The following is a 25,214-nucleotide window of genomic DNA, read 5'->3' as shown; positions in this document are numbered from 1 at the left end:
AAAACGCTTTCGTTTCAGAATGTGATCTTGCCGCTTCGCGATGATTTTATAATTATTAATCGTTGGATCTTATTGGCTCTCGCCCGATTCACTCAAAATCCTTATCTTCGAGTCTGCGCCCTTGCCCAGCCACACAAGCCTTGTCTGCCACTCTTCCCGTTCGCCGGTTTTATCGGCACTTGTCTCGTTGAGTTTGTAAAGCGCCTTGATTTTAAAGCAATGCAGTCCCAGTGCCGACTGGCATTCCCATTTCTGTGTAGAGTCCTTTTCCCAATAGTTGAATCTTTGGATTTTCCCGATTTTTTTCAATTCGAGGTGCGCCTGCTGTTTGGTCCAGTCCGCGCGGTCGCCCCGCTGCAAGAAAACGGCCGCGCCGGCCTGGTCTTTGCATTCGATATTGACCCTGCCGGTCATCGCGTATGCTTCTTCGTACCGCTTGTCGCGCACGAGACGGAGGTATTCGTCGAGGGTCTGCACGTATTCGTTGGTGGCGAAGGCCAGCAGAAAAAGTCCGAGCGTGGGCACGGCCACGAATATGCTGCCGAAGCGGTCGAGCACGCCGCCGTGACCCGGCAGGTATTCGGAGGCGTTTTTCTGCTTGAAATACCGCTTCATCAGCGACACCAGCAGGTCTCCCACCTGCGCGAACACGCCCACGATGAGCCCCATGAAAATCCCAAGATACCAGGGATAGGCCGGGCTCCCGAGGAACACCCACAGCACCGAGAAGAGGATGAACGCGGTGGAAAAACCGGCAATGCTGCCCTCGATGGTTTTATTCGGGCTGATGTTGCTGTAATGGTGTCTGCCCCAGATGCTTCCCGCGAAATAGGCAATGGTGTCGCACATAAGAATGGAGCCGATCACCAGGGCGAACCCCACCCGGGAAAGCATTTCGGACCCATAGGGCCGGAAGAACGATTGGAAGGCGGGATCGAACAGGTACAGGATCGATACTCCCGCTATGTAAAGGAACACCATGGCGGAAAACGAAAGGCTCGCCCGTCGCCAGCGGCCCGAGTTCCTTTTTCCCCACACAATCGCCTCAAACGCAACGATGAGGAGCAGGATGAATATCGAAAACCGTAACGGGATCGACAAATTGAACATGTCCAGGACAAGCTCGGCGGTGAGCCATGTGAGTCCGAGCCAGAATGCGTTTCTCGGGAAGAACACCGAGAGCATCCTGTTGTATTCGAACCCGCCCATGATGACGAGCGCGATGGTGATCACCATGCCCGGCACGATGTGGTACGGCGTGCCGGGAAGCAGCGAAAAGTTGGAGTTGATGCCCCACCACCCTATCGGAATGGCCGGCACGGCGAACAGAAGGCGGCGCCGCAGGTTGACAGCGTTCAGCATCAGGATTCCTTCACTTTCCCGAACCTGCGTTCCCGTTTGTTAAAATCGGCGATGGCCTGTTCGAGGCAGGCCTTGTCGAAATCGGGCCAGAGCACGTCGGTGAAATACCATTCGGCATACGCCGACTGCCACAGCAGGAAATTGCTGGTCCGTTTCTCCCCGCCGGGACGGATGATCAGGTCGGGGTCGGGAAAATCGGCGGTGTAGAGCAACCGCGAGAACGATTGCTCGGTGAGCCCGTCTATCACCGAGGGATTAGCACACGCGTCGCGGGCGAACTTCTTGACGCCTTCCACGATTTCCGCGCGGCCGCCGTAGCTCACCGCGAGCACGAGGTTGAGGCCTGTGTTTCCCTTAGTCGCGTCAATGCCGTCGAGCACCTCCTTGCGCGTCTTAGGCGGGAGCTTCGAAAGGTCGCCGATGGCGTGGAGCCGCACGTTGTTCTTGTTGAGCTCGCGGATCTCGCGCCGCGTCATTTCCACCAGAAGGTCCATGAGCAGCGCCACTTCCTGGCGCGGCCTTCCCCAGTTCTCCGCCGAAAAAACATAGATGGTGAGGTATTTTACGCCCAACTCTCCGCACGAACGAACGATTTTTCGCGTTGCGTCGGTGCCGGCGCGGTGGCCTGCCGCCCGGGGCAGGCCGCGCGCCTTTGCCCAGCGGCCGTTGCCGTCCAGAATGATGCCGATATGCGCGGGGATATTCATATCTAATTCAAGATCACTTGCTTTTCAAGAAATACCGGGCGGATTTTACCGTTCAAAATATACATCCTGATTTTTTTAAAAAACCAAAAATCTCCGTAATGCCGTTGATAAAACGAGGAATACCGGGGCAAAAAATATTTATATTTCAACTGGATCCGTTCGGCAAAGAAGATTTCGTGCGGTTTCCAAAGGGGCTTGATTGCGAATGGGAAATAAAGGCGCCGGTGAAAAAACATTACAACTTAATACGGATGACGGATCATGAAAAACACCCTCGATAAAATATTCCGGCTCAAGGAACTCAGCACCGACGTCCCCACCGAAATCATCGCGGGCGCCGTGACCTTCATGACCATGGCCTATATCATCTTTGTCAATCCCGCCATCCTGTCGGCCGCCGGCATTCCCAAGGACGCGCTCATCATCGCCACCTGTCTTGCCGCGGGCTTCACCACGGTGCTCATGGGCGTGGCCACCAATTATCCTTTCGCGCTCGCGCCCGGCATGGGGCTCAACGCGTTCATCACCTACGGCGTAGTCATCGCCATGAAACTACCCTGGCAGGTCGCCATGGACCTGGTCTTTTTCGAGGGCGCCATCATTTGCATCCTCGTGGTGACGCGGGTGCGCGAGTGGATCATGAACGCCATCCCGCTCAACATGAAGCGCGCCATCGGCGTGGGCATCGGCCTGTTCATCGCCTTTATCGGGCTGCAGTCGGCCGGCCTGGTGGTGAAAAGCGACGCCACCATGGTGACGTTCGGCAGTTTCGGAGCGCCCGCGCTCCTCTCGTCGTTCGGACTCCTGTTCACCGCGCTGCTCATGTCGCGCCATGTAAAGGGATCAATCCTCATCGGCATCGCGGTGACCGCGGCTGCCGCGTCCGTCACCGGCGTCGCGCGCCTGCCGAAGGCCGTTGTCGCCCTGCCGGCCGCATCGCATTTCACAACGCTCCTCGCGCCGCTGTCACCCGCTTTTCTCTCGCAGGCATTCAAGGCGGGCCTTGTCTCGGTGGTGTTCGCGCTCATCCTGAGCGATTTTTTCGACACCATGGGCACGGTGGTCGCCGTCGGCGGCAAGGCGGGATTCCTTGACAAATCAGGAAAACTGCCGCGCCTGCGCGGCGTGCTTCTCGTTGACGGCTTCGCCGCCATGGTGGGCGGCGCGTTCGGCTGCAGCTCGGTCACCTGCTACATCGAAAGCGCGTCGGGAGTGTCGGAGGGCGGCCGAAGCGGCCTCACCTCGATCGTCACCGGCGTTCTTTTCTTTCTTTCCATTATTTTCTGGCCGGTCATCGCGGCGGTGCCCGCCGCCGCTACCGCACCGGCCCTCATCATCGTCGGGTTTCTCATGATCGGCATTGTCCGCGAAATAATCTGGGACGACATCACCGAGGCGTTTCCGTCGTTCCTCACCATCCTCACCATCCCACTCACCTTCAGCATTTCCCGCGGCATCGGGTGCGGATTCATCGCCTACGTGGTGATCAAGGCGTGCACCGGAAAATGGCGCGAGGTGCACCCGGCGATGTATATCATTGCGGTGCTGTTTGCGGTAGATTTTGCATTGTCTAAAAATTAAAAATCCTGGCGTTCCCCTCCCCTCACAAAGTTCGGGTCGGGTCGGCCTCCGGCGCGAAGCGGCGGGGCGCCATGTATATTTTTAAAATTCGCAAATCTTATTCCAGGAATCCTGATCCATGTTTCCAATCCGCGACGATAACCCCACGCTGCATAAATCCGTTGTCACGTTCCTCATCATCCTGATAAACGTGGCGGTATGGATATTTGTCCAGGGCGCGGGCTTCAACCCCACGCTGGCAAAATCTTTGTGCGTGTACGGGCTGGTGCCCGGCGAACTGCTCGGGCTTGTTCGGCCCGGCACTGCAGTGCCCCTCGGCGGCGGGCTTGCCTGCGTTGTTGAGAACACGCACCACTGGTACACCATGATCACGCACATGTTCATGCACGGCGGCTGGTTCCACATCATCGGCAACATGTGGTTTCTCGCGATATTCGGCGACAACGTCGAGGACTCCATGGGCTCGATACGGTTTGTTTTTTTCTACCTGCTGTGCGGTCTCGCAGCGGCCGCTACGCAGATGGGACTCGACCCGCACAGCGCGGTTCCCATGGTGGGCGCGTCCGGGGCCATCGGCGGGGTCATGGGCGCGTATGTCATTCTGTACCCGCGCGCGCCCATCCATATGCTCGTGTTCCTCGGCTTTTTCATCACGCGCATCATTGTCCCCGCGTATTTCATGCTCGGATACTGGTTCCTTCTGCAGGTCGTTGGACTTTTGCCCGCGCTCGGCGGGAGCAGCGGCGGCGTCGCGGTGGGCGCGCACGTTGGAGGGTTTCTGGCGGGCGTGATCCTGATTTTTTTCTTCAGGAGAATGGACCGGGTCAGGGAAAAACGCGCATTGCGGTGGAGAGGCTGGCGGTATAGGTGAAGAATGGCCGCCCAGGCACGAACACAGAGATAACAAACAGTTTAAGCTTGGAAGTTTGAAGTTAAAAGTTAAATGTGTTTTGTGCTTTTCGTTGCTTTCAACTTTCAACCTTCAACTTCCAACTCCATTTTATTTTTCTCTGTGCTCTCTGTGTCTCGGCGGCAAATCTTATTTACCCTTTTTTAACGGAACATATCGAGAAACCTGTCAAGCCCCGAAATGGTCACCCTCCTCACGATAATGTTGGTCGCGCCGCTGTCTTTACCTGACTTTTTCTGGTATCCAGAATCAACGGTTATAGTGGTGATGCCTGTTGGAAACGGCTGGGGAGGCCAGTTCGTATTGGCGGACGCAGGAGGAGTTTTGGCCGCAGCCGTGGTTGCGGGCTGGCCAAAAGCCGCAGCGATGCATATCGTCACCGCGAGTATTGCCGATCTGAGAGTCATCAATGCCTCCGGATATGCCCTTCCGCGTTCTGCCCCTCACTCCTAAATATACAGGCAATGGGACGGTAAATCAAGTGTGCTGGCTAAAAAGCGTTTTCCTTACGAAAACCCGCTTGTGCGAAGAAAAAGACACGCCTATGGTATTCACCGCCGTGCCGGATTTCCCTTTTGGATAGTTAAGACAGTTTTTAAACCTATTTGAAACGGTGAATGCGTTCCTGCATAATCGCTGGATATTGGAATGGGTACATACGGACAAATTTCAGAAATACCCAGAAATATCGCCAATCCAAAATAGGCTCCAAACACACGTTTTCGTAAAGCATTTCATCGTTTTCTTCCAGGTGCTCCAAAAAAAGAAGCCATTACACGAAGAGAATCGATTCTATTCCAAAATATAATTCCTTTATTCATTTTTAAGCCACCTTGCCGCAAAGAAAGACGATCTTAGCTGTAAATAGTTTACAATAGAGAAGACTGGATGTGCAAGAGAATTAAGACTAGGCAGCCTATCGTGAATTTATAAAATTGCTGATTTCAAAGCGGCCACCATCTGTTTTGACAATGCAAATGCCTTTAGTCAAACGACTAGCTCTTTCATTAAGTAATTCTCCACGAATGCTGTAAGCTGCAAGTGGTTTATTCTTTACACTTAAATTCATATTATTGGAAATAATAGGATGGCTGATATTAGCTGGATTTGTTACGGTAAAGTCGGCAACTTTCTCCGCCGAATCAACTGGAAAAACCATCCCAAAATAAACCCCATATTTTCCCGCTGACAAGGGACCTATCTTAAGAAGACCCGCTATTGTTAACACAGGTTGCATCGTATCCCATCCTATAGGACAGCGAACTAAATTGCACCATGCAACAATTCTACTGTAATAGAATATGGCCGTGTCTCCAAGCATACACACAGTATCCCTATGAAGGTCACAAGAAGTACATGGTCCTGAATATATTAGGAATTCAATTATAATTGAATCGTTGGTTGTAGGATTAGTAGGCTGAATAACGATTGAGTCAATTGAACTTGCGCAAGCGGTTTTCGATGTCATTGCGACCAGGGCAATCATGCAAAAGTAAAGGAAGAAATGATGCTTCACTGTAACCTCCTGAAAAGTGACTCCATGAATATTAGTCGCTGATCAAGACAGAAAGGTTCACTCAACCAGATTCTCTGTCTGCTTCATCTGCATAAACCTCTCAAAATCCGCTTCCTTGGGATCAGGCTATTTTCCAGCCCATTCAGCATACTCCATCATGACGGTTTGAGCGTTTTACGGTTAAAGCGTATTTTCATGAGCCGCTATATTTTCAATAATAGAAGGAACGTTTGGGCATTGGCGGGAACGTTCGCGTGGGATGGGATAAAAATACCAGATTTCTCGTTTGGATTCCTGGAAACCCTTGCCTATTGGGACACCGTATCAACAATCACGGGCTTTCCCCAGATGAGTATTCCCTTGATATTAGGGATATTATTCCCGGCACTGTCATACGAAAGCGTATACCTGTAGTACTCCCATTTAACCACGTTTTCCTTAGCGCTTTTTTCCTGTTTCTCATTTGGAAAGGCAACGATGACCTGCCTGACTTCGTTGAGTCCGACATAGGTCTTGGTGGAATTGTTCAAGACACCTTCCCACAAAAGATCCGGGAGCAACATTTCGTTTTCCGCCTTCAGGTCTTTGGCGGAGAACGCCTGAACGTTGTACCGGTGCCCATGGTTGTGAAAAATCGAAACGAAGCACAGCAGGGTCTTGGCGTTTTTTTGGTAAACTACTTTGATATTGGTAGAATCAATGTCCGGCATAAGTTTGTGATAGGTTTTGTTTTCAAGGTTCTTCATGTTTATTCTCGCATTGGCCTTAGCGACCCAGAAGTCGATGGGGAAGCCTTTTGAATAAGTTTGCGGATAACTTGAAGAACTCAAGAAAAGAAGAAATGCGGCTGTTAAGATTTTGTCCATGGAAAGATACCTGCTGTGTAATATAAAACGGAGGACGCATGACCGCGTTATAAGGGATAACGATATCATAGATTTTTCTTTCTCTAATTCAGGGCTTAACCTTCTCTTACGATAAAATATCATTACTCCGTTTTGAATAGTTAGGGAACGCCATTCACCCGTGTTCGCGGGATGTGCTATATTAAATATACTACTTTTTTTTCCGAACCTTGGGAATGGCTCGCACGTTTGCGTTCTAATGCTGCGGAAGAGTGGTATCCGAATCAAGGAGATTTTCTCATGATTCCCCGGTCTTCCCGAAAGTCAACTCGTGACAACCTAATTATTTCGCGGGTTGAAATTTTAAGGATAAAGGCGCTAAAACAGCTAAATACTGCTTATTTTAGCGCCTTTATGGTACCCCAGACCGGAGTTGAACCAGTGACCCCAGGTTTAGGAAACCTGTGCTCTATCCAACTGAGCTACTGGGGCGTTGATTTTTCAGCAAAATTCGAGGTTCTTGGGCATATCGGATGCCCGATTTTCAAAAAATAGTTGTTTCCGAGGGGTATTTGTAGCACTATTTATAGCACTTTTTTTTATTAACCACGGGAGAGCCTCACTTTTCTCCGTTCTTGTTTTTATTGGTAGCGGGGGCTCGATTTGAACGAGCGACCTTCGGGTTATGAGCCCTATTTTCAAATTGAATATGGCGAATATGTTGTCAAATCGGCATGCGGAAGCACCATATTCGCCATGGACGCGATGGGAAGAGTTACCACTTTAGTCACCACGATTCTTTCTCCCATATTTTCTGCTATTTCCAGAGAACCGGGCTGGAGTCCTTAAAAATCTTCGTCCTGTTCATTTCGTCACCACACACCGTGAAGACAGCTCAGTATTGCTGCCTCGTATTGACATCAGATATGTACCTGTTGATAATCCCGTGATCGGGACATTCACTATTTCTCCATAAGCCAGATGTGTGGCTGAGTATATTCTTTTTCCGGCAATGGTATACAATCCAACGGATAGTGTACCCTTATTCATCGTTTCCGGCAACAGCAGGGCAATACCTTTGTTGTTGACGTTGACTTTGAATCCACTGGCATATGGCCTTAACGTCGCCTGATGGATGTTACGATTGATTACCCCCGTAATTTCTGAAAGCGGCCTGCTCCATACTCCATTGCCTTCAGTCCCGGCAAAAATATTACTGCCACTCACCGCAAGACCAGTGATCATATCCTCACCCATAGTCACTAGTCCGGAATCAATCATTGTCCAGCTTGTACCATTATTGGTGGAAACGTAAACACCAAGCCCCTGAGTCCCGGCAAAGATAGTACTGCCGCTCACTGTAAAACACTGGACAGACGGAGTATAACCTTCATAAGTGAAGCCAGAATCAGCCGCAGTCCAGCTTGTTCCGCTATCAGTAGAAAGGAAGATGCCGCCGCCAGCACTACTACCACCATTAACCGCCATTATCCCGGCAAAGAGATTGCTGCCGCTCACCGCAAGGGAGTAAACAATTTGATTTGTGATGCCGGAATTGACTGCGGTCCAGCTTGTACCATTATTAGTGGACAGAAAGACACCATTTGCGGTTCCAGCAAAAAGATTACCGCCGATAACTGCGAGAGACAATACCGAATCATCTGTGAGGCCGGAATTCACCGCAGTCCAACCTGTGCCATTATTGCTGGAAAGGAAAACACCGCCGCCCAGAGTTGCGGCAAAGAGGTTGCCACCACTCACTGCAAGAGAGTAAACACTTAAATTCGCAAGGCCGGAATTGACGGCGGACCAGCTTGCACCATTGTTCGTGGAGAGGAATACGCCGGAATCTCTGGTCCCAGCAAAGATATTGCTGCCGTTCACTGCAAAAGAATTGACCTCAGTACTCGAAAGGCTAGGAGCAACGGCAGTCCAACTAGTTCCATTGTTGCTGGAAAGGAAAATCCCGCCCTGATAAGTGCCAGCGAAAACATTACCGCCGATCACCGCAAGAGTGGAAAGCATGCTGCACACAATGCCGGAATTGACTGCGGTCCAGCTTGTTCCATTGTTTGTGGAAAGGAAGACGCCACTACCGTTTGTACCGGCAAAAATATTGTTGCCGATAACCGCAAGCGAAGTAACTTGGCCATTCGTGAGGCCGGAATTGACTGCGGTCCAACTTGTACCATTGTTGCTGGAAATTGAAACGCCATTATGAGCTCCGGCAAGAATATTGTTGCCGCTTACCGCAAGAGAACTTATGTCACCATCGGTGAGGCCGGAACTGACACCAGTCCAACTTGTACCATTATTGGTGGAAAGGAAAACACCATTATGAGTTCCAGCAAAGATGTCGCTGCCGCTGACGGCAAAACTGGTGACATTACTATCCGTGAGGCCGGAATTACTAGCGGTCCAGCTTGTACCGTTATTGGTTGATAAGAAAATGCCACTTGTGGTTCCGGCAAAGAGAGTGCCACCGATCACCGCGAGAGACGAGATCGTATCATTTGTGATGCCGGAATTGACCGCCGTCCAGCTTGTCCCATTATTAGTGGAAAGGAAAACGCCGCCACCCATAGTTCCGGCAAAAATTGCGTTGGTGGTCACAGCAAAAGAAATAACATACTTATTTGTTAGGCCAGAATCGACCGGTGTCCAACTTGTACCGTTATTTTTAGAGAGATAAACACCGCCGCCCCACGTCCCAGCAAAGATATTGCCGCCGCTCACGGCGAAAGCCTGAATATCGGTATTCGTGAAACCGGAATTGACCGTAGTCCAGCTTGTACCGTTATCTGTGGAGAGGAAAACACTGCCGGGCCAAGTATAAGCAGATTTACTACGGCTATTCTGCGGGACACTGCTGGCAAAGATGTTGTTACCGCTCACCGCAAGTGCTATAATTTGCCCACCCAGCGGCCCGTTGGTTTGTTTCCATTGTGCACTCGCCGTTTGTGAAAGAAAAACCAGCAATCCCATCCCTGCAACAAGCTGTACTGCAAGATGTTTCATTTGAGCCTCCCTTTCTAGGGTGTTTCCTGATCAACCGATTTCCTTAGAAACAAAGATTGATGGATTGAATCAGAGTATAATTGTACCATGGCTCATTGCTAAGAAACAAGGATTTTACTTCGCACAGACAGACGACAGAAACGTTGCGCAATTGTCCGTTTCTCTCGGGTTAAATGCGCTATAAAAACAGGTCACAAGTTGTCACGGCTGTCAATCGGCCTGCGGAAGCGCCATATTCGCCATAGACGCGATGGGAGTAGTTACCAAAATAGTTACCACAGAACATTCGATGACGGCGTGATTTGGGCCATCTCTTAATTTAAACGATCTCCTGCCCACAACCTTTTGAAGATATAAGAATCTGTCGCGGTCCAATCTGTATGACCAGAGTGGTCGGTTGCAATGGTTTCATCACCCATATGATGGATGTCTAAAGTATGTTTGCCCTGGAGGTCATGGATTTGAAGGTGATCTCCACAGAATCAATTCTCAACCCCGGCATTTTCCGGGTCCTCTCTGGGGGCCTGTCTTTCTCGGTAGCAGCAGGACCATCAGGCTTTTCCAAAATTATTCCTCGTGTTGTATATGTTCGACACCATTTTCAGGAGAGCTCGGATCTTTGCGATGATGCTGCCCGCCGACAGCGCCATTCACCTTCCCTGGCGGGGTTCCCGCATATTCCTTTTCCCTTTTAAAACGAGAACTGGGATGATGCAAAGCGCCGTACAAATACTCGAAAACAGGAACGCGTCGTCGATTCCCCACACGAACATCTGCTGAAAGAAATGAGACGCGAATATCGCGGTGCTCTGGGCAGCAGCATCATGCGAGCACGATCCGGCATCGCAAATCGCGTGAGTCCGCAACAGCCTCAAGCTGTGTTGGAACACCGGAGACGAGGGATCGATCCTGGTGCCCGCAATTGCCGTGTGAAAGGTGATACGTTGCGTTAGCAGCGTTTGCATAATCGCCACACCAAAACTTCCTCCCACCTGCCTCACCGCATTCATGAGCCCGGACGCCTGCGCCATGTCCTTGTGAGGAATGTGCGCTATGATCAGTGTGCTCAGGGGAGAGAAGAGGACTCCCATCGCGACTCCACGCAGATACATGGGAACCATGATCTGGAAATTCTCCGAGAAAAGGGAAAGGTTCGAATTGAGGAAAAAGCTGAGTGAAAAAAGCACAATTCCGAGAATGATGGGGATCTTCGGATTTATCCTGTCGGAAATGTATCCCGCAAACGCCCCGAAGAAGGCCTGCAGGATTCCCACCGGCAGCAACACCATGCCGGATTGAAACGCGGTATAGCCAAGCGCATTCTGCAGGTACAGTGGCAGGAGAAACGTGCTTCCAAACATGCCGACGCCGAATATGAACATTGCGACATTCGAGAGTCCGAAGTTGTAGGTGCCGAGAAGCTGTATCTTTACAATAGGATATTTTACATTCAGCTCGGTGATCAGGAACGCCACGAAGCCGACGGCCGAGAACAGATAGCAGACCATCATGAAATCCGAGGTCCAGCCGCCAGCGTTCCAACCGGCGTTGCCGCTACTCAGGGCTACGAGGAGAAATCCCAAGAACACCGCCATGGACACGAAGCCGACTATGTCGAAAGAGTGCTCCTGCTGCTTCCTGTACTCACGCTGAATGATCCAGGTTGCGAAGAAACAGAAGATTCCGACCGGAACATTGATCGTGAAGATCAGGTGCCAGTCGAAGTTGTCCGACAGTAGCCCACCGAGCAGCGGTCCCAAAGACACGGAAGCTGCTGAGGAGATGGTCCAGAAACCCATGGCCATTCCGCGCTGGTGCGGAGGAAATTCGCGCATGAGAATGGCCATGCCGAGCGGTTGAATGAGGCCCCCGCCTAGACCTTGACCAATGCGCATGAGGATAAGGGTCTTTTCGTCGCGCGACAGCGCACACAGAAAAGAGAATACCGTGAAGACGACCATACCTGCCGCGTACGTACGCTTGTAACCGAAGTGGTCGGCGAGCCATCCGGACGTGGGAAGCATGATCGCAAACGCGAGCATGAATACCGTGATGATCCACTGAGCCTGGTCCACCGTGATGCCCAGAGACGCCATCATTTTCGGCAGCGCGGTGTTGACGATTGTATTGTTGAGCACGATTACAAACGTACCGATCATGATGTTGACCAGTACCCACCACTTGTAGAACTCGTGCTGATGGTGCAGGGAGGGAAAGGCTTTTGCAAAACGGTCATGCATACGACGGCCTTCCAAGGGCAACAGCCACCAGCGCCGAATCACTGCAGTAGAGTACGTACCGGCAATATGGAATACAGGGTTCTCTCTATTGGCAGCCTGACGACCTCGGGCATTTAAGTTGACCCATCAACTTTTTTTGCAAAAAAAGGATCATCCTCGCTTGGCGCCCTTGAGACGATATCGCTGGAATTTCGTAGCGCCCAGTTCGACGCATCTGTCGGTTAATTTCCGCATGACCTCAAGGAAAATGCGCATCTCACCCGCAGAGACTCCGTGAAGGAGCTCCTTTTCAAGAGCCTCCACATCGTCCACGATTCTCCTCGACAGCTCCCGGGCCTTCCTCGTCGGAAAGACAAGCCGCTTCCGCATGTCGCTGGGATCGTTCCTAAACATGATGAATCCCCGTCTTTCAAGAGAACGAAGGCCGCGAAGGATGCCTGACTTGTCCTGGTTTGTCAGGCGTGCGATTTCCTGCATTGAGGATCCTTCATGATGAATGGCGATCTTAAGCAGTGGAAATTGCTCGTACGAAAGCGCCGATGTGTTCAGAACCCTTCGCCGGTTGATGAGTTCGGTGGCGTACCTCACCAACCGCCTGAGTCTTGATATTGTCAGATTTTGATACCGATGCAGTTCATTCATACCATGGCTCAAAATACGTCGTGCAGTTGACGGGTCAACCTTTTTGCCGAGGCCGCACGCGCCCTCATATCGATAGCAGGTCGTCTGCCCGACTCCAAGCTGTTTGCACAATTCCCCGACTGTTAAAAGACCCTGCTGTGCTGCCAACAGATAATGTCCCTTTTTAGCCCGAAAATTGGGTGGGCCTCTTTCAATATACTTTCCTGAGCTTTGTTTATCCAGTCATAGACAACCTTCCTTTCCGGTATTGTAAATCGTATTCGGCGGGTTTCTTCGTGAAACACCTGACAGGGATTCTTGCCTTTCAGGATGTCTTTAGCTTGATGATTCAGGTCATGGGCTGCCAGCGCAGCATGCAGATCGAACTCCTCCAGAGAGAGTCTTTTATTGATGAGTATGAGGAGTACCTCGAGGAATTGGAGGATGAAGGACGAGCGTTGAACACGATCGCAAATCACAAAAGTGCGATACAGACCACGCTTAAACATGCGGAAAAAAAAGAGAAAAATTTCTTCCGTTCCAATAAAAAGATTTTGAGATAACCCGGACGAACCGCGAGCGCGTTTGGAACAGCCCTGAAGAGCGTGATCGGTTTTTCAATACTCTTGTCACCCACCGGTCGCATCTTTACTGGTCGATGCGACTGCTGGAACGCAGGCCGCTTCGCGCAAGGTCCGATTTATGGCGGCTCACCGACAAGAACCTTGTTTTAGTCGGAACGGGAGTTCCATATTTGCACTCCAAACAGAAAAAAACTGAAAGGAGAACGAAAGAAAAAGAAACGTTTATCCCGCTGAAAGGCCTCGATGACATTCTTCAATATTTAACGTTCGGGAGACCCAAGGATTGTCCGCTTCTCTTTCCACGGTTGGAAGGTGAAATTGAGCATGTAAACGACTTTGAAGGCATGCGTAACGCCGCTTGGTACCCGATGGGAAAGCCCAGACGTCATTTTTTGACAATGTGCAGAGAGGCTGAGATCACCAACCTACATATTCACGATTTCAACCATATAGCAATGACAACCATGATTGAAATCGAGGGGTTTACCGCCGAACGAATCCTGGCGCTCGGAATTCAGTTTACTGAGAAGATGATCAAGGAAGTTTATTGGAAGAAGAATGCCCTCAGGGCTTTGACGGACACCGGATTTGTAGCACCTGCCGTAGCACTTTTTAAGCCCCACGCGAAGTTTTCATAGGGAAAAACAGGCCGATAATTAGTTTATGAAACCTGTGCTCTATCCAACTGAGCTACTGGGGCATGGAAGATTTTGTGGATTTTAAAATACATTACGTAAAAAAATATCCATAAAAAACAATAGGTTTGCGGATGATCCGTTTTTTCCACTTTGACCTGTAAATCTTCGATAAAAAAGGTTATAATTTAAGAAGGTATTCTATGAAGCTTTCTTCAATCTTTTTCGCGGCGGCGGTAGCGGTGTGTCTGCTGATGCCCTCCCCGGCATCCGCGTCCGGCAATTCATCTTCGCACCATTCCCGACATTCTCATCTTGCGAAGAACAACCAAAAAGCGCACCGTTCCCATAAGTCACACCGATCGCCCAAATCTCAATCCACCAAATCGCAACGCATTTGGACCCTGAAAAAATCCCCGCATGCTCATTCTTCCCACCATGCCAGGGCGTTGCACCGGAAAGCGGCTCCTAAAAAGCGATACAGATGATCCATTCTTTTCGCAGGGAGGTTCAGATGAAATCGCGGACAGGAAAAAATCAGGGCCCCGTTTGCGGTAATTGGGCTGCGGCGTTAACCCTCACCTGCTGTGTTGTACTTCTTATCATCCTTTGTCCTCATTACATCTTTGCCGCCGATCCCCAGCCGCCTGGCACCGTCCCGCTGCCGGCCGGCATGAATTCCTGGAAGCTCATCCTCAATGAAAATTTCGACAGTACTTCCTACGACACCTCGCGCTGGAACCCGTACGCCGATTGGGGCGGGGTGGGCTCGTTCAACAACGGGCGTGAGAATTATTATCCCTCGCAAATCCAGGTGAACAGCGGCGTCTGCCACCTGGTGGCGCAACCGAATCCCGGCGTCACGACCTTCTCGAACTCGTACAAGTCCGGCGAATTGATTTCCGCGCGCGCCAACACCAATGACAACACGCCGTACAAATTTTCGTTTCTCTACGGCTATATCGAAGCGCGGCTGAAGATCGTTGACGTGTCCGGTTTTTTCGGGGCGTTCTGGATGCTCCCCTGCAAGAAAAATTACACCTATGAATGGGAGATTGACATTCTGGAAGTGCTGGGCAACGACCCGCGCACCATGTGGATGCACTACAGCTGGAGCGACGGCCTGACCACGGACGTGTCCCGCAATAAGAGCTGGACCCCGAACACGGGCGTCGGAAACAACGGCACCGGACCCGCGATGGATTTTTCCAAGGTGTTCCATACCATCGGCGTCGATTGGGAGCCCGACCACCTCACCTTTTACCTGGACGGCACCGCCGCCGGCACCTTCCCCTCTCCAGGGGCAAACAACTCGAACATCGCGCGCACCCCCGGGTATATCCTGATCCAGCAGATGGTGGAAAACGACTGGTGCAGGGCGGCGGCCTGTACCCTGCAGACCGCCGGCGCCACCGACACCTTCGACATCGACTACGTGCGCGTGTGGCAGGGAACCACCCAGTCCGGCGCGCGTGAAAGGATCGCCCCCGGCGCCGACGAGTCCATGAGCATTTCATGCCGCCAGGATGACGGAGGAACGGTCTTTTTTGTCAAGAATGGCGCGCGGCGCTTGGACGCCGTGAACATTTACGACGACCGCGGACGCCTTGTCCGACGCCTGTCCGGCGGGAATCCGAGGTGGGACGGAGCAGACGCGCACAGCATCCGCGTAAAGCCCGGATTGTACCTCTACGCGGCGGAATGCGCCGGGACGGTCCAGAAGGGCATGTTCCTGCGTGTCCGATGAACGCGGAGGACGCGTGACAACTTTTTCCTTAGCCCGCCCGTCATTCTCTGCGGCTTTCGACCCTCACGCTCTTGACCCCGCGTTACACGTTGGCATCCATTATCTTTACAGAAGCGAACTCGATATTGCAACCAAGAAAAATGAATGCATCTTTGTCAAGTATATTTGATGGCGGCGCCGTGGAATCAAACAGGCACGGGATAATCCTGATTTGAATCGCACAGTTGGGCCATTCCATTTTTCCTCATTTTTTCCGCATAATCCCCCCGATTGTCCGTATATAAAAGATGTAAGAGGTATGGCTCTCTTTGAACCGCTTAAAAAGGAGGGAGCATATGAATCATGTCATTTCAGAAGAAGAAAAACCGGTGAGGGGATGCAGATTTGAGGACTCTTTTTCTTTGCCCGAAAACCAAAGGAAATATCCGGACGATCCGTATGCCGCGGAACATGAAAAGGAGGTGCTGGAAAAGTGGCACAGGAAAATCCAGATGGAGGACATCAAAAGACTGGTGGTCTGAAAAAACGGGGCTTTCATTTCTGGCGCTTGATCTGCGGGGTTTATTTGACAATATTTTCAGGGAGTTGTATTTTTTCAGTCGCAAAATAAATTCCTGGATGTGCGGCAGCGTTATTTCATATTTCTCTTCATGTCAAGGTAAGACGGCCATGAGGAATCCTCATTGTCAACGCATGTTTCCAAGCTGGGGTATCATTATTGTTTTAATCATGGTGCTCGTCGCCACCCCCGCCTTTGCCCAGAAACTTTCCATCGACCTGCGCAAAATCGGGCATATTTCAAAAGAGGGCCGGGTGCAGGACAAGGACAAGAACCCCAGCCTGCCGGTCGTGGATTCGCTCATCGCTCATGGGGCAGACGCCATCCCCTTCCTCCTCGTAAAGCTTGAGGACTCGACGGTGATCCGCGGCAAGGTGCTCGACGACTGGCCCAGGGTGCGCGTGGGCGACGTGGCGTGGTTCATCTTGTACGACTTCTTCACCGACAGCCACATGGCGGCCACGCTCCCCGACCCGGGGCTCTTCGCGATCGTGGGCAGCGCGGACCAGAACCAGCCCGGATGGAAATCATGGGCTTCGCTGGTCAAGCGCTGCGGACGGAAGGGCATCCGCAAGGCCGCCGAGGTGATACTGAAACCGTATGAGGGGAAGTTTTTGTGGAATCCGGCGGAACGGTGCTTTATTGTTACTCAGTGATAATATTATTTCTAAAAAATAAAAAGCTGGGCGTTCCGCGGCTTTGCCGCGGCGGCCCTCCTTCCAGGCTCGGCCTTCGGCCTCATTGCCGGTCCGTCCTAAGCCGCACCCTAGGGGGAGACTTCCCCCGCAAAACTACCATTACAGAATAAAACGAGCGGCAAGAAAATTAATACGTAATTTCAAATTCCTGTTCTGTCATTTGATCAATCGGTATCTCATTCACCGCCACCTCCTTCACCCTCGATATCGGCGGCCCTTCCCTCAGCTTGCCTATAAACTCCTCCAGGTCTTTTTCCTCAGCCTGCGCCTCGCACTCCACGGCGCGATCATCGGTGTTCCGCACCCAGCCCGAAATACCGAGAGAATCCGCCGCGTCTTTTACAAAATACCGGAAGCCCACTCCCTGCACGCGGCCGGTCACGGTGATCGTCAGTCGTTTCACGGCCACGGGAAGTTTACTTCCGGGAGAAAAAATTGACAATAAGGGTGATGAGGATGCTGAGCAGGATGCAGGTGGCGATGGGGATGTAAATGCGCACCTTTCCCGTGCCGAAATGGAAGTCGCCGGGCAGCCTGCCGATGGGGAACTTGTCCGCGACCAGGAACAGAACGCCCACAACGACGATCACCACGCCGGCGATCACGAGAAAGCGCCCCACGTCGATCCAATTCACCTCTATGCCCCTTTGAGCGGTTATTATTGATTAAAAATTAAAGATTAAAGATCAAAAATCCAAGATAAATCATTTTTTTCTCTTCACTTATCACTCCTAAACCTTTATTCTCCTTGAAACAGGTTTCCCTGCCGGCTTGAATATTTTTTCGGGTCAAGGTTGAAATACTTGTACACCCTCGCCGTGATTTCCCTGCCGCGCGGCGTGCGCTTGAGAAACCCGTTCTGGATGAGGAACGGCTCGTAAACCTCCTCGATGGTCTCCGGCTCCTCGCCCACCACCACGGCGACCGTATTGAGGCCGACCGGCCCGCCGGCGTAATGCTCCACGATGGAGAGGAGTATCTTCCGGTCGATCTCGTCAAGGCCCTCGGCGTCGATGCCGAGCATGGACAGCGTCTTTGCCACCACTTCCTTCGTAATGTGGCCGCTGCCCTTTACTTCCGCGACATCTCGGCAGCGGCGCAGCAGCCGGTTCACGATGCGGGGCGTTCCGCGTGCCCTGCGGCCCAGCTCCATGGCCGCGTCCTGGTCGCAGGCGAGGCCGAGGATGCCGGCCGACCGCAGCGCGATGGTCTGCAGCTCCTTTGCGCTGTAATAGCCGAGGTGGCACACGTAGCCGAACCTGCCGAGCATGGGCGAGGTGAGCATTCCCTGGCGCGTGGTGGCGCCCACCAGCGTGAAGTGCTTGAGGTCGAGCCGCACGCTTTGCGCCGACGGTCCTTCGCCCAGCATGATGTCGAACACGAAGTCTTCCATGGCAGGATATAAAAATTCCTCGACAACGCGGGACAGCCTGTGTATCTCGTCAATGAACAGGATATCGCGCGCCTCGAGATTGGTGAGGTTGGTGGCGAGGTCGCCGGGCTTTTCGAGCACCGGGCCGGACGTGGTGAGTATCTTCACGCCGAGCTCGTTTGCAAGGATGCGGCACAGGGTCGTTTTGCCGAGCCCGGGCGGGCCCGTAAAAAGAATGTGGTCGAGCGCCTCGCCGCGCTTTTTGGCGGCCGCAACGAAAAGCGCGATGTTTTCCTTTTCCTTTTCCTGGCCGATGAAATCGGAAAACTTCTGCGGCCGCAACGACACGTCGCCCGACTCGTCGTCGTCGCGGGACTTTGCGCTTACAATGCGGTTATTCTCCGGTACCTTATCCATATGCCTTTTCGTATAAAATAAACTCACCCCAAAGACGCGAAGGACGCAAAGAAGAGAATAATAAAAAATGGAACTGGAAAGTAAATGGCAAAAATTATTATTTGATTGTTCTTTGCGATCTTTGCGCCTTTGCGATGATTTCTTTGAGAGTTAAATCACCTGAAGGGCTTTCTTGATCCACTCCTCCACCGGCGCGCCCTGCTCTATAACGCCGTCGACGCGCGAAAGCGCGGCTTGTACCTGCTTTTCGCTGTAGCCAAGCGAGAGCATGGCGTCAAAAGCCTGCGACCGCTCCGCTCCGCCCTTGCCCGCCGCGGACGCGCCGCCTCCGCCCCGCGGCTCCCCTCCCCCGGCAAGGCCCGGTTTGCCTTTGAGCTCGACGATGAGCCGTTGCGCGGTCTTGTCGCCCACGCCCGGGATCTTGCGCAGCCGCGTCGCGTCGCCGCGTGCGACGCACGCCACGAGGTCCTGCGGCGACACGCCGGACAGGATGTTGAGCGCGGTTTTCGGCCCGATGTTGCTGATGGAAATGAGCTGCCGGAACAGCTCGCGCTCGGACCGCGACGAAAATCCGTACAGCTTCTGCATGTCCTCCCGCACGTAGTGGTGGGTGAACAGTTTTGCCGGGCCGCCCTCGGCTGGCAGCGCCTCGAAAGTTGACAAAGGAATAACAAGCTCATACCCCACGCCTGCCGCGTCGATGACCGCGACCGAGGGGCCCTTCTCGGCAAGCGTTCCTTTAATGTAATCGAACATTCCCTATCCTTTTGCCGCAAACACCCTGCCGGCGAACGCCTGGTACCTGAAATCGCACAGCGCGGCGGCCAGCGCGTCAAAGGCGTCGGCGGGAAATTTTTCAGCGGGAACCCTTAGGAGCATTTTCACCATGTATTCAACCTGGCCTTTTTTCGCGTTGCCGTTCCCCACCACCGTTTTTTTTATTTCCTTTGCAGAATATTCCGCGATCATTGCCCCGCATTTTTTCGCGGCCAACAGCGCCACGCCACGCGCCTGTCCCAGCACCATGGTCGTGCGCACGTTCTTGTCGTAAAACGCCTCCTCGATGCTCACCCGGTCGGGACAATGGCGCCGCATTTTTTCAACCAGACCGTCGTAAATGCAAGCGAGCTTTTCCGGCATGTCAAGTTTGTCGTTCGTTTTTATGACGCCAAAATCAACGAAGCAGACGCTGTTGCCGTTTACATTGATGACACCATAACCAGTGATTGAGGTGCCAGGATCAATGCCGAAAATGATCATAGAACAGCCCTCAGCAGTCAGCGGTCACCAGTTAGCAAATCAATAAGAACTATTTTTACCGTACCAACAGCCGCTCGTGGGTGCGCCCGAAAATACAGTTTTCGGCAGTCACTGGACAGCGGTCAGCGAAATCAGAACCAACTTCTTTATCCAAGCAACTGCGGCTTCAAGGGCGCGCCCAACTGAAGGATTGGGCTTGGAGCTACCGGTACCCGGCCACACCCAGGAGGGGGTAGCGAAGGACTCCGCAGTCCCGCTTTTGGCGGGACGAGGAGGCCACAGCGAGGGGGATACCTCCTCCATCAAAAAAATTATTAACTCTTCGCGTATTTCTCCAGCACCTCGTCGCTCACGTCAAGGTTGTTGTACACGTGCTGCGCGTCGTCGAGCTCGTCGAGCTCGTCGATGAGCCGCAACACCTTAACGGCGCTGTCGCCGTCGAGTTTAACGTAGTTCTCAGGAACTTTGGCGAGCTCGGCGCTCACGGGCTTCACGCCCGCCTTTTCCAGCGCGGCGCGCACGTCTTCGAACGCCTCGGGCGACGTGGAGATTTCGAATTCGTCGCCATCGAGCGCCATGTCGTCGGCGCCCGCGTTAAGCACCACCTCCATGAGCGCGTCCTCGTCCTTTGCGTTTTTGTCGACCCTGATGAGGCCCTTTGCCTTGAACATCCATGCCACCGAGTTGACCGCCGCAAGATTGCCGCCGCCCTTGGTCATGGCGTGGCGCACCTCCGAAATGGTGCGGTTGCGGTTGTCCGACATGCACTCGACAAGTACGGCAACGCCGCCCGGCGCGTATCCCTCGAGCACGAACTCCTCGTACGTCGACCCTTCGAGCGTTCCGGTGCCCTTGGCAATGGCGTTCTCGACGTTCTTGTTGGGCATGTTTGCGGTGCGGGCCGAGGCGATCGCCGAACGGAGACGCGGGTTTCCGTCCGGGTTGCCGCCACCCATGCGCGCTGCAATGGTAATCTCGCGTATCAGACGGCTGAAGACTCTCCCTCTTGCAGCGTCTGCGTTTCCCTTGGACCTCTTTATTTTGGCCCATTTGGAATGACCTGACATGGATCCTCCTTTTGATGGTTTATCATAACTTATTTGCAAATATTAATCTATGCCGCAAGAATTAAAAATAGTTTAAAGTTTAAAGTTTAAAGTTGGAGGCGATTTTTAATGGATGATATTGCTTTTAACCTTCAACTTCCAACTTGTTTTATATCGCCTTTGCCAGCTGCTCAAGTTCTATCTTCTTTACATTCGATAGCGGGCTGCCAAGGAACCGCTCCGCGTTCTCCGCGAACTGCGGCGTCATGTCCGTGACATAAAATACGCTTTTCTCCATGCCGCCCGCTTTTTCCGGCGCCATGGCGTTGAGCGCGTACAGGATGTCGGCGGCCTCGCGCGCGGCCCACAGCGCGCTGTCAAGCAATTGTATACCGCCGCCCACGGTGCTCTGGATGGTCTCCAAAAGCAGCGGGTAATGCGTGCAGCCGAGGATGAGGCAGTCGATCCCGACCGCCAGCAGCTCAGACAGGTACCGCTGCACCGCAAGCCTCGTTATATCGGTGTCGAGCAAACCTTCTTCGACCAGCGGCACAAAGAGCGGGCACGGTTTCGCATAGGTCTTGATCGCCGGATCAATGTCGTGAATCGCCTTTTCATACGATCCCGTGCGTATCGTGGCCAAGGTGCCGATCACGCCGATTTTTTTCCGCAGTGTCCGCTTCACGGCCGCGCGCGCGCCGGGCAGCACCACGCCCACCACGGGGATTTCGTTGATCTCGCTCCGGATGAAATCGAGCGCCACCGACGACACGGTGTTGCACGCCACCACGAGCATCTTGATGTCCTGCTCCATCAGAAAGCGCGCGTCCTGCATGCCGAAGGTGCGTATCGTCTCCCCGGAGCGGCCGCCGTAGGGGCAGCGGGCCGTGTCGCCGAGGTATGCAATAGTCTCGCCCGGCATGCAGCGGAACACCTCGCGCGCCACCGTGAGGCCGCCCATGCCCGAATCGAACATGCCGATGGGCCGCGGGTCGCTCATTGGCCTTCCTCGTATTTCTTCTTGAAGCTCATGATCGCCGCGAACACCGCGGCCGCGATCGATTTCTGTTCGGCCGCGTCGGCGAGGTTTTTCTCCTCCTGCGTGTTGGAGATGAACCCCACCTCGATGAGCACCGAGGGCATGTAGGTGCCGTTGAGCACCCAGAAGTTGGCCTGGCCCACGCCAAGGTGAAGCCGCGGGATGTCCTTGAGCGACGACGTGAACGTTTCGGTGATCATGATGGAAAGGTCCTGGCTCTCGCGGAGGTACTCGTTTCCCGCCATGTCAATCAGGATGTCCTGCAGGTTGTCGTAGGTGCGGGAGTTGTCTTCCAGCTTGATAACCGCGTTTTCGCGCATGGCGACGAGCTTGTCCTCCTCGTTTTTCGCCTGCGACAGAAAATAGACCTTATATCCCCGCGTACCGTCCTTCTTCTTCTTGTCGCCCTCGATGCTGTTGGCATGGATGCTCACGAAGATGTCGGCCTTCTTCTCGTTCGCGAATTTCGTACGGTTGACAAGCGGGATGAACCGGTCGGTCTCGCGCGTGCAGTACACCGCGAGCTTGGTTTTCTTTTTGATGAGGTCGCGCAGCGCGAGCGCGATGTCGAGGGTCACCTTTTTTTCTTCCACCCCGCCCGGGCCGATGGCGCCCGGATCCATGCCGCCGTGGCCGGGATCCAGCACGACGGTCTTGACCACCTCCTGGCGCGGCTGTTTTATTTGCGATACCGTATCGGCGGGCCTGCGCGCCGCCGTGTCGGGCGCGGCCGCCGCGGCTTTTGCCGCAGCGGCGCGCGGGGCGATCACCAACAGCGAATCCTCCTCGCGCCACGCTATGGAGTCCTTGAGCGTCGCGGCCAGCATTTCCCGGCACAAGGCCGGCGGCAGAAAGAGCATGCCGCCCTCGCGCACCGGGCCGCACGCCATCTGCCGGAGGGTATCATTGACAAGATAGAACGGCATCCCTTGCACCAGGGTCAGCCGCGCGTTTTTTTTCACGCACGAAAGTTTCTGCGAACCGAAATCCCATTTCCAGGTGAACCCGGCCGCCTCGCACACGTCGCTCACCGAGACCTGTGCAATGCCCGCGATGACGGACGATGCGCAGGACTGTTCCTTGCCCGTCGCTTCGTTTTTCACCCGGATTTCAGAACAGGCAGGCCGGCACAGCAGCGCGGCAATGACCGCGGCCGCGGCCAGAAAAGCGCCGCCGGCGCCGAGGATTTTTCCGTGCCAAAGGCGTGTCATCGCTTTCCGCGTTCCCTCATTATCTGCGCGAGGCGCCTCTTTGTCTCCTCCGAGGCTATTTTGTCCCGCTTGTCATACTTTTTCATGCCGCGGCACAGTCCCAGTTCCATTTTCACCCAATGTTTATCAAAATATACCTTAAGCGGTATTATCGTAAGGTGTTTTCTTTCCACTTCGGAACAGAGCCGCAGTATCTGATTTTTATGGAGCAGGAGCTTTCTTTTCCGGTATGGTTCGGCGATCGAATAGCCCTTGTTCTGGTAAGGGCTTATGTGCATATGGTGCACGAACATCTCGCCGCTGTCGCACGTGGCGAAGCTGTCGGCGAGCGACAGGCCGCCCTGACGCACCGATTTCACCTCAGCGCCGAGCAGCGCCACTCCCGCCTCGATTTTTTCAAGGACCTCGAAGTCGTGGAACGCCTTTTTGTTCTGCGCGATCGGTTTTATTTCCCGCGGGGGTTCGTTGGTTTTGTTTTTCATTTGATAGAAAATACTATAATATGAGATTGGATAAAAGGCGGATAGGGTGGCAGTTTTTACATTTAATAAAAAGGAGATTCTCTTGTGGCAGATTGCATCTTCTGTAAAATCGTCGCCGGACAAATTCCATCCAGCAAAGTCTTTGAGGATGAAAGTACCCTCATCTTCAAAGACATCAACCCGTGGCACCCACGCACCTTGTCGCGGTCCCCAAGGAGCATTTCGAGACCATTCAGGACGTGCCGCAGAAGAAAGCGGATGTGCTGAAGAAACTGTTCGAGGCGGTGGGAAAAATGGTGAAGCAGCAGAACCTTTCGGCAAACGGCTACCGGCTCGTGATCAACTCAGGCGAGCACGCGGGCCAGCTCGTGCCGCACCTGCACGCGCACATCATTGTAGAGCGGGAGTTTGGCTGGCCGCCGGGATAGCAAGAGAGCAACCGCTTGCCTGTCAATCACGCATCATCAACTTTTTGATTAAAGTTCCCTGACGTCCGTAGGTTGCAATATACACGCCGGTTTTTCTGAGTGTCATATTGTCAATGCTTCGGCCGGACGCGTGCATGTGCCTTTATTGAGAACAGGTAATTTCGATTGGACTGTCCCAAATCTCGTTCCTGTAAGATTGCAAGGTCCGATAAAAACAACAGTGTCCTTTGTTCCAATGCTCGGGACAAATATTGCTTTGACAATGCATGGGGCAACTGTTGCTTTTGCTTTGGAGCTAACAACACGAATCGTTGAACTTAGTGTCGCATTCATTAAAACTTGTGAATCGTTAGGAGGAAGTAACAACCTCGGCATTATGGGGGCGGCTTGACTGCCATATACTAAAAACGTGTATTGGTGTGTAGTATCTCTGAATAATATTACGGTTTGAACTAATGGGCTTTGTACGGTATCTACTGTATATATTGTATCGATAAAAACTGTGTCAAACAGATTTGTGTTTCTGATAACAAATCGTCCATTTGTACTTACTCCTGAACCTTCAGTAAAAACCGTATCAGGGCTGATCTGAATCGCGCAGCATTGCCATGCCAAGCCCGCCAAAACGACCATAAACTTGATTCTCATTGTTTCCTCCTTTATTTGTCTGTTTCCCCATAATATAAGGTAAATCAAACCAAAAAGGAAGGCTGCAATAAAGAAAGTGTTTTCGGGCAGAAAATCTCGGCAAGATAATACTCCCCATTTATAGGGGGAGCGACAAATCAGGCTTTATGAGGTGTACTCCTGAATTTGGACACTCCGAGAACCAAATTTATCTTTGTTCTTGGAGGTGTGTATGTCTACGTCACGTAAGAAGTATGACGATGCGTTCAAACGGGAAGCAGTCCAGTTGTTGGCAACCTCAGGAAAGAA

General features: G+C 52.8%; 26 protein-coding genes and 1 tRNA gene. 8 read left to right on the top strand and 19 right to left on the bottom strand.

The features are described from left to right. Positions 1–69 precede the first annotated feature (69 nt). Positions 70–1,362 carry a phosphatidate cytidylyltransferase gene (locus VLX68_13195; GenBank protein ID HUI93196.1) on the bottom strand — a complete coding sequence of 431 codons (1,293 nt, stop codon included), beginning with the start codon at positions 1,360–1,362 and terminating at the stop codon, positions 70–72. Beyond that, positions 1,362–2,069, bottom strand: coding sequence for an isoprenyl transferase (locus VLX68_13190; GenBank protein ID HUI93195.1), 708 nt, complete (start codon positions 2,067–2,069; stop codon positions 1,362–1,364). Before VLX68_13190 ends, VLX68_13195 begins: the two co-directional genes overlap by 1 nt. A gap of 261 nt (positions 2,070–2,330) precedes the next feature. On the opposite strand from VLX68_13190, the gene VLX68_13185 reads away from it, so the two are divergent. Continuing rightward, positions 2,331–3,650 (top strand): NCS2 family permease, encoded by a 1,320-nt coding sequence (locus VLX68_13185; GenBank protein ID HUI93194.1) that lies wholly within the window; start codon positions 2,331–2,333, stop codon positions 3,648–3,650. Positions 3,651–3,768: 118 nt separating this feature from the next. Continuing rightward, entirely contained in the window at positions 3,769–4,521 is a 753-nt protein-coding gene (locus VLX68_13180) for a rhomboid family intramembrane serine protease (protein ID HUI93193.1), read from the top strand. A 182-nt stretch (positions 4,522–4,703) separates the two neighbouring features. On the opposite strand, the gene VLX68_13175 is transcribed toward VLX68_13180, so the two are convergent. The 7 genes from VLX68_13175 to VLX68_13145 form a co-directional block, all read right to left on the bottom strand. Further along, positions 4,704–4,967 carry a hypothetical protein gene (locus VLX68_13175; GenBank protein HUI93192.1) on the bottom strand — a complete coding sequence of 88 codons (264 nt, stop codon included), beginning with the start codon at positions 4,965–4,967 and terminating at the stop codon, positions 4,704–4,706. A 509-nt stretch (positions 4,968–5,476) separates the two neighbouring features. Then, positions 5,477–6,076: a hypothetical protein gene (locus VLX68_13170; GenBank protein ID HUI93191.1), complete on the bottom strand. Its 600-nt coding sequence runs from the start codon at positions 6,074–6,076 to the stop codon at positions 5,477–5,479. A gap of 308 nt (positions 6,077–6,384) precedes the next feature. Further along, positions 6,385–6,822, bottom strand: coding sequence for a hypothetical protein (locus VLX68_13165; protein ID HUI93190.1), 438 nt, complete (start codon positions 6,820–6,822; stop codon positions 6,385–6,387). A 514-nt stretch (positions 6,823–7,336) separates the two neighbouring features. Continuing rightward, a tRNA-Arg gene (locus VLX68_13160) sits at positions 7,337–7,413 on the bottom strand. Between the two features lie 372 nt (positions 7,414–7,785). Beyond that, on the bottom strand, positions 7,786–9,939 hold the full coding sequence (locus VLX68_13155) for a hypothetical protein (GenBank protein HUI93189.1): 2,154 nt from the start codon (positions 9,937–9,939) through the stop codon (positions 7,786–7,788). A gap of 650 nt (positions 9,940–10,589) precedes the next feature. Then, positions 10,590–12,179, bottom strand: a complete 1,590-nt coding sequence (locus VLX68_13150; GenBank protein ID HUI93188.1) for a DHA2 family efflux MFS transporter permease subunit — start codon at positions 12,177–12,179, stop codon at positions 10,590–10,592. Between the two features lie 150 nt (positions 12,180–12,329). Further along, positions 12,330–12,767, bottom strand: a complete 438-nt coding sequence (locus VLX68_13145; protein ID HUI93187.1) for a MarR family transcriptional regulator — start codon at positions 12,765–12,767, stop codon at positions 12,330–12,332. Positions 12,768–13,096: 329 nt separating this feature from the next. On the opposite strand from VLX68_13145, the gene VLX68_13140 reads away from it, so the two are divergent. The 5 genes from VLX68_13140 to VLX68_13120 all read left to right on the top strand — a co-directional run bounded on the left by VLX68_13140 (position 13,097) and on the right by VLX68_13120 (position 16,981). Further along, on the top strand, positions 13,097–13,363 hold the full coding sequence (locus VLX68_13140; GenBank protein ID HUI93186.1) for a hypothetical protein: 267 nt from the start codon (positions 13,097–13,099) through the stop codon (positions 13,361–13,363). 191 nt (positions 13,364–13,554) lie between these two features. Beyond that, positions 13,555–14,022 carry a hypothetical protein gene (locus VLX68_13135; GenBank protein ID HUI93185.1) on the top strand — a complete coding sequence of 156 codons (468 nt, stop codon included), beginning with the start codon at positions 13,555–13,557 and terminating at the stop codon, positions 14,020–14,022. A gap of 511 nt (positions 14,023–14,533) precedes the next feature. Next, the gene (locus tag VLX68_13130) at positions 14,534–15,766 is read left to right on the top strand and encodes a glycoside hydrolase family 16 protein (protein HUI93184.1); all 1,233 of its coding nucleotides are present in this window, start codon (positions 14,534–14,536) and stop codon (positions 15,764–15,766) included. A 335-nt stretch (positions 15,767–16,101) separates the two neighbouring features. Then, positions 16,102–16,287 (top strand): hypothetical protein, encoded by a 186-nt coding sequence (locus tag VLX68_13125; GenBank protein ID HUI93183.1) that lies wholly within the window; start codon positions 16,102–16,104, stop codon positions 16,285–16,287. Positions 16,288–16,435: 148 nt separating this feature from the next. Then, positions 16,436–16,981 carry a hypothetical protein gene (locus tag VLX68_13120; protein ID HUI93182.1) on the top strand — a complete coding sequence of 182 codons (546 nt, stop codon included), beginning with the start codon at positions 16,436–16,438 and terminating at the stop codon, positions 16,979–16,981. Between the two features lie 169 nt (positions 16,982–17,150). Here VLX68_13120 and VLX68_13115 read toward each other — a convergent pair whose 3' ends face one another. From VLX68_13115 to smpB, 9 genes are all read right to left on the bottom strand, one after another. Continuing rightward, entirely contained in the window at positions 17,151–17,432 is a 282-nt protein-coding gene (locus VLX68_13115) for an acylphosphatase (GenBank protein ID HUI93181.1), read from the bottom strand. Between the two features lie 7 nt (positions 17,433–17,439). Next, on the bottom strand, positions 17,440–17,658 hold the full coding sequence (locus VLX68_13110) for a DUF2905 family protein (protein HUI93180.1): 219 nt from the start codon (positions 17,656–17,658) through the stop codon (positions 17,440–17,442). A 104-nt stretch (positions 17,659–17,762) separates the two neighbouring features. Then, complete coding sequence (gene ruvB, locus VLX68_13105) at positions 17,763–18,812, bottom strand: Holliday junction branch migration DNA helicase RuvB (protein HUI93179.1); 1,050 nt, start codon at positions 18,810–18,812, stop codon at positions 17,763–17,765. A gap of 150 nt (positions 18,813–18,962) precedes the next feature. Continuing rightward, positions 18,963–19,568: a Holliday junction branch migration protein RuvA gene (gene ruvA, locus VLX68_13100; protein HUI93178.1), complete on the bottom strand. Its 606-nt coding sequence runs from the start codon at positions 19,566–19,568 to the stop codon at positions 18,963–18,965. A gap of 3 nt (positions 19,569–19,571) precedes the next feature. Further along, positions 19,572–20,072: a crossover junction endodeoxyribonuclease RuvC gene (gene ruvC, locus VLX68_13095; GenBank protein HUI93177.1), complete on the bottom strand. Its 501-nt coding sequence runs from the start codon at positions 20,070–20,072 to the stop codon at positions 19,572–19,574. 314 nt (positions 20,073–20,386) lie between these two features. Further along, entirely contained in the window at positions 20,387–21,139 is a 753-nt protein-coding gene (locus tag VLX68_13090) for a YebC/PmpR family DNA-binding transcriptional regulator (protein ID HUI93176.1), read from the bottom strand. A gap of 148 nt (positions 21,140–21,287) precedes the next feature. Beyond that, a complete protein-coding gene (gene murI / locus VLX68_13085; protein HUI93175.1) occupies positions 21,288–22,118 on the bottom strand; it encodes a glutamate racemase in 831 nt (276 codons plus the stop codon). Further along, positions 22,115–23,368, bottom strand: coding sequence for an N-acetylmuramoyl-L-alanine amidase (locus tag VLX68_13080; GenBank protein ID HUI93174.1), 1,254 nt, complete (start codon positions 23,366–23,368; stop codon positions 22,115–22,117). Before VLX68_13080 ends, murI begins: the two co-directional genes overlap by 4 nt. Further along, complete coding sequence (gene smpB / locus VLX68_13075; protein ID HUI93173.1) at positions 23,365–23,850, bottom strand: SsrA-binding protein SmpB; 486 nt, start codon at positions 23,848–23,850, stop codon at positions 23,365–23,367. The genes VLX68_13080 and smpB overlap by 4 nt, the downstream gene beginning before the upstream one ends. Positions 23,851–24,032: 182 nt before the next feature. Between smpB and VLX68_13070 the strand changes: the two genes are divergently transcribed. After that, the gene (locus tag VLX68_13070; GenBank protein HUI93172.1) at positions 24,033–24,278 is read left to right on the top strand and encodes an HIT domain-containing protein; all 246 of its coding nucleotides are present in this window, start codon (positions 24,033–24,035) and stop codon (positions 24,276–24,278) included. Between the two features lie 102 nt (positions 24,279–24,380). Here VLX68_13070 and VLX68_13065 read toward each other — a convergent pair whose 3' ends face one another. Then, positions 24,381–24,926, bottom strand: a complete 546-nt coding sequence (locus VLX68_13065; protein HUI93171.1) for a hypothetical protein — start codon at positions 24,924–24,926, stop codon at positions 24,381–24,383. Positions 24,927–25,214 lie beyond the last annotated feature (288 nt).

The organism is Chitinivibrionales bacterium (assembly GCA_035516255.1).
Lineage (GTDB): Bacteria > Fibrobacterota > Chitinivibrionia > Chitinivibrionales > FEN-1185 > FEN-1185.
Note: the sequence above shows the minus strand (reverse complement) of the source record. Positions and strands in the feature narration are given on the sequence as shown.

Excerpts from the sequence above, each read along its gene's own strand:
- VLX68_13130 (HUI93184.1), top strand. The coding sequence starts at position 14,534 with ATGAAATCGCGGACAGGAAAAAATCAGGGCCCCGTTTGCGGTAATTGG.
- VLX68_13180 (HUI93193.1), top strand. The coding sequence starts at position 3,769 with ATGTTTCCAATCCGCGACGATAACCCCACGCTGCATAAATCCGTTGTC.
- VLX68_13065 (HUI93171.1), bottom strand. The coding sequence starts at position 24,926 with ATGAGAATCAAGTTTATGGTCGTTTTGGCGGGCTTGGCATGGCAATGC.
- smpB (HUI93173.1), bottom strand. The coding sequence starts at position 23,850 with ATGAAAAACAAAACCAACGAACCCCCGCGGGAAATAAAACCGATCGCG.
- ruvC (HUI93177.1), bottom strand. The coding sequence starts at position 20,072 with ATGATCATTTTCGGCATTGATCCTGGCACCTCAATCACTGGTTATGGT.
- VLX68_13120 (HUI93182.1), top strand. The coding sequence starts at position 16,436 with ATGAGGAATCCTCATTGTCAACGCATGTTTCCAAGCTGGGGTATCATT.
- murI (HUI93175.1), bottom strand. The coding sequence starts at position 22,118 with ATGAGCGACCCGCGGCCCATCGGCATGTTCGATTCGGGCATGGGCGGC.
- VLX68_13125 (HUI93183.1), top strand. The coding sequence starts at position 16,102 with ATGAATCATGTCATTTCAGAAGAAGAAAAACCGGTGAGGGGATGCAGA.
- VLX68_13080 (HUI93174.1), bottom strand. The coding sequence starts at position 23,368 with ATGACACGCCTTTGGCACGGAAAAATCCTCGGCGCCGGCGGCGCTTTT.
- VLX68_13190 (HUI93195.1), bottom strand. The coding sequence starts at position 2,069 with ATGAATATCCCCGCGCATATCGGCATCATTCTGGACGGCAACGGCCGC.
- VLX68_13175 (HUI93192.1), bottom strand. The coding sequence starts at position 4,967 with ATGACTCTCAGATCGGCAATACTCGCGGTGACGATATGCATCGCTGCG.
- VLX68_13090 (HUI93176.1), bottom strand. The coding sequence starts at position 21,139 with ATGTCAGGTCATTCCAAATGGGCCAAAATAAAGAGGTCCAAGGGAAAC.
- ruvA (HUI93178.1), bottom strand. The coding sequence starts at position 19,568 with ATGTTCGATTACATTAAAGGAACGCTTGCCGAGAAGGGCCCCTCGGTC.
- ruvB (HUI93179.1), bottom strand. The coding sequence starts at position 18,812 with ATGGATAAGGTACCGGAGAATAACCGCATTGTAAGCGCAAAGTCCCGC.
- VLX68_13165 (HUI93190.1), bottom strand. The coding sequence starts at position 6,822 with ATGAAGAACCTTGAAAACAAAACCTATCACAAACTTATGCCGGACATT.
- VLX68_13150 (HUI93188.1), bottom strand. The coding sequence starts at position 12,179 with ATGCATGACCGTTTTGCAAAAGCCTTTCCCTCCCTGCACCATCAGCAC.
- VLX68_13155 (HUI93189.1), bottom strand. The coding sequence starts at position 9,939 with ATGAAACATCTTGCAGTACAGCTTGTTGCAGGGATGGGATTGCTGGTT.
- VLX68_13195 (HUI93196.1), bottom strand. The coding sequence starts at position 1,362 with ATGCTGAACGCTGTCAACCTGCGGCGCCGCCTTCTGTTCGCCGTGCCG.
- VLX68_13185 (HUI93194.1), top strand. The coding sequence starts at position 2,331 with ATGAAAAACACCCTCGATAAAATATTCCGGCTCAAGGAACTCAGCACC.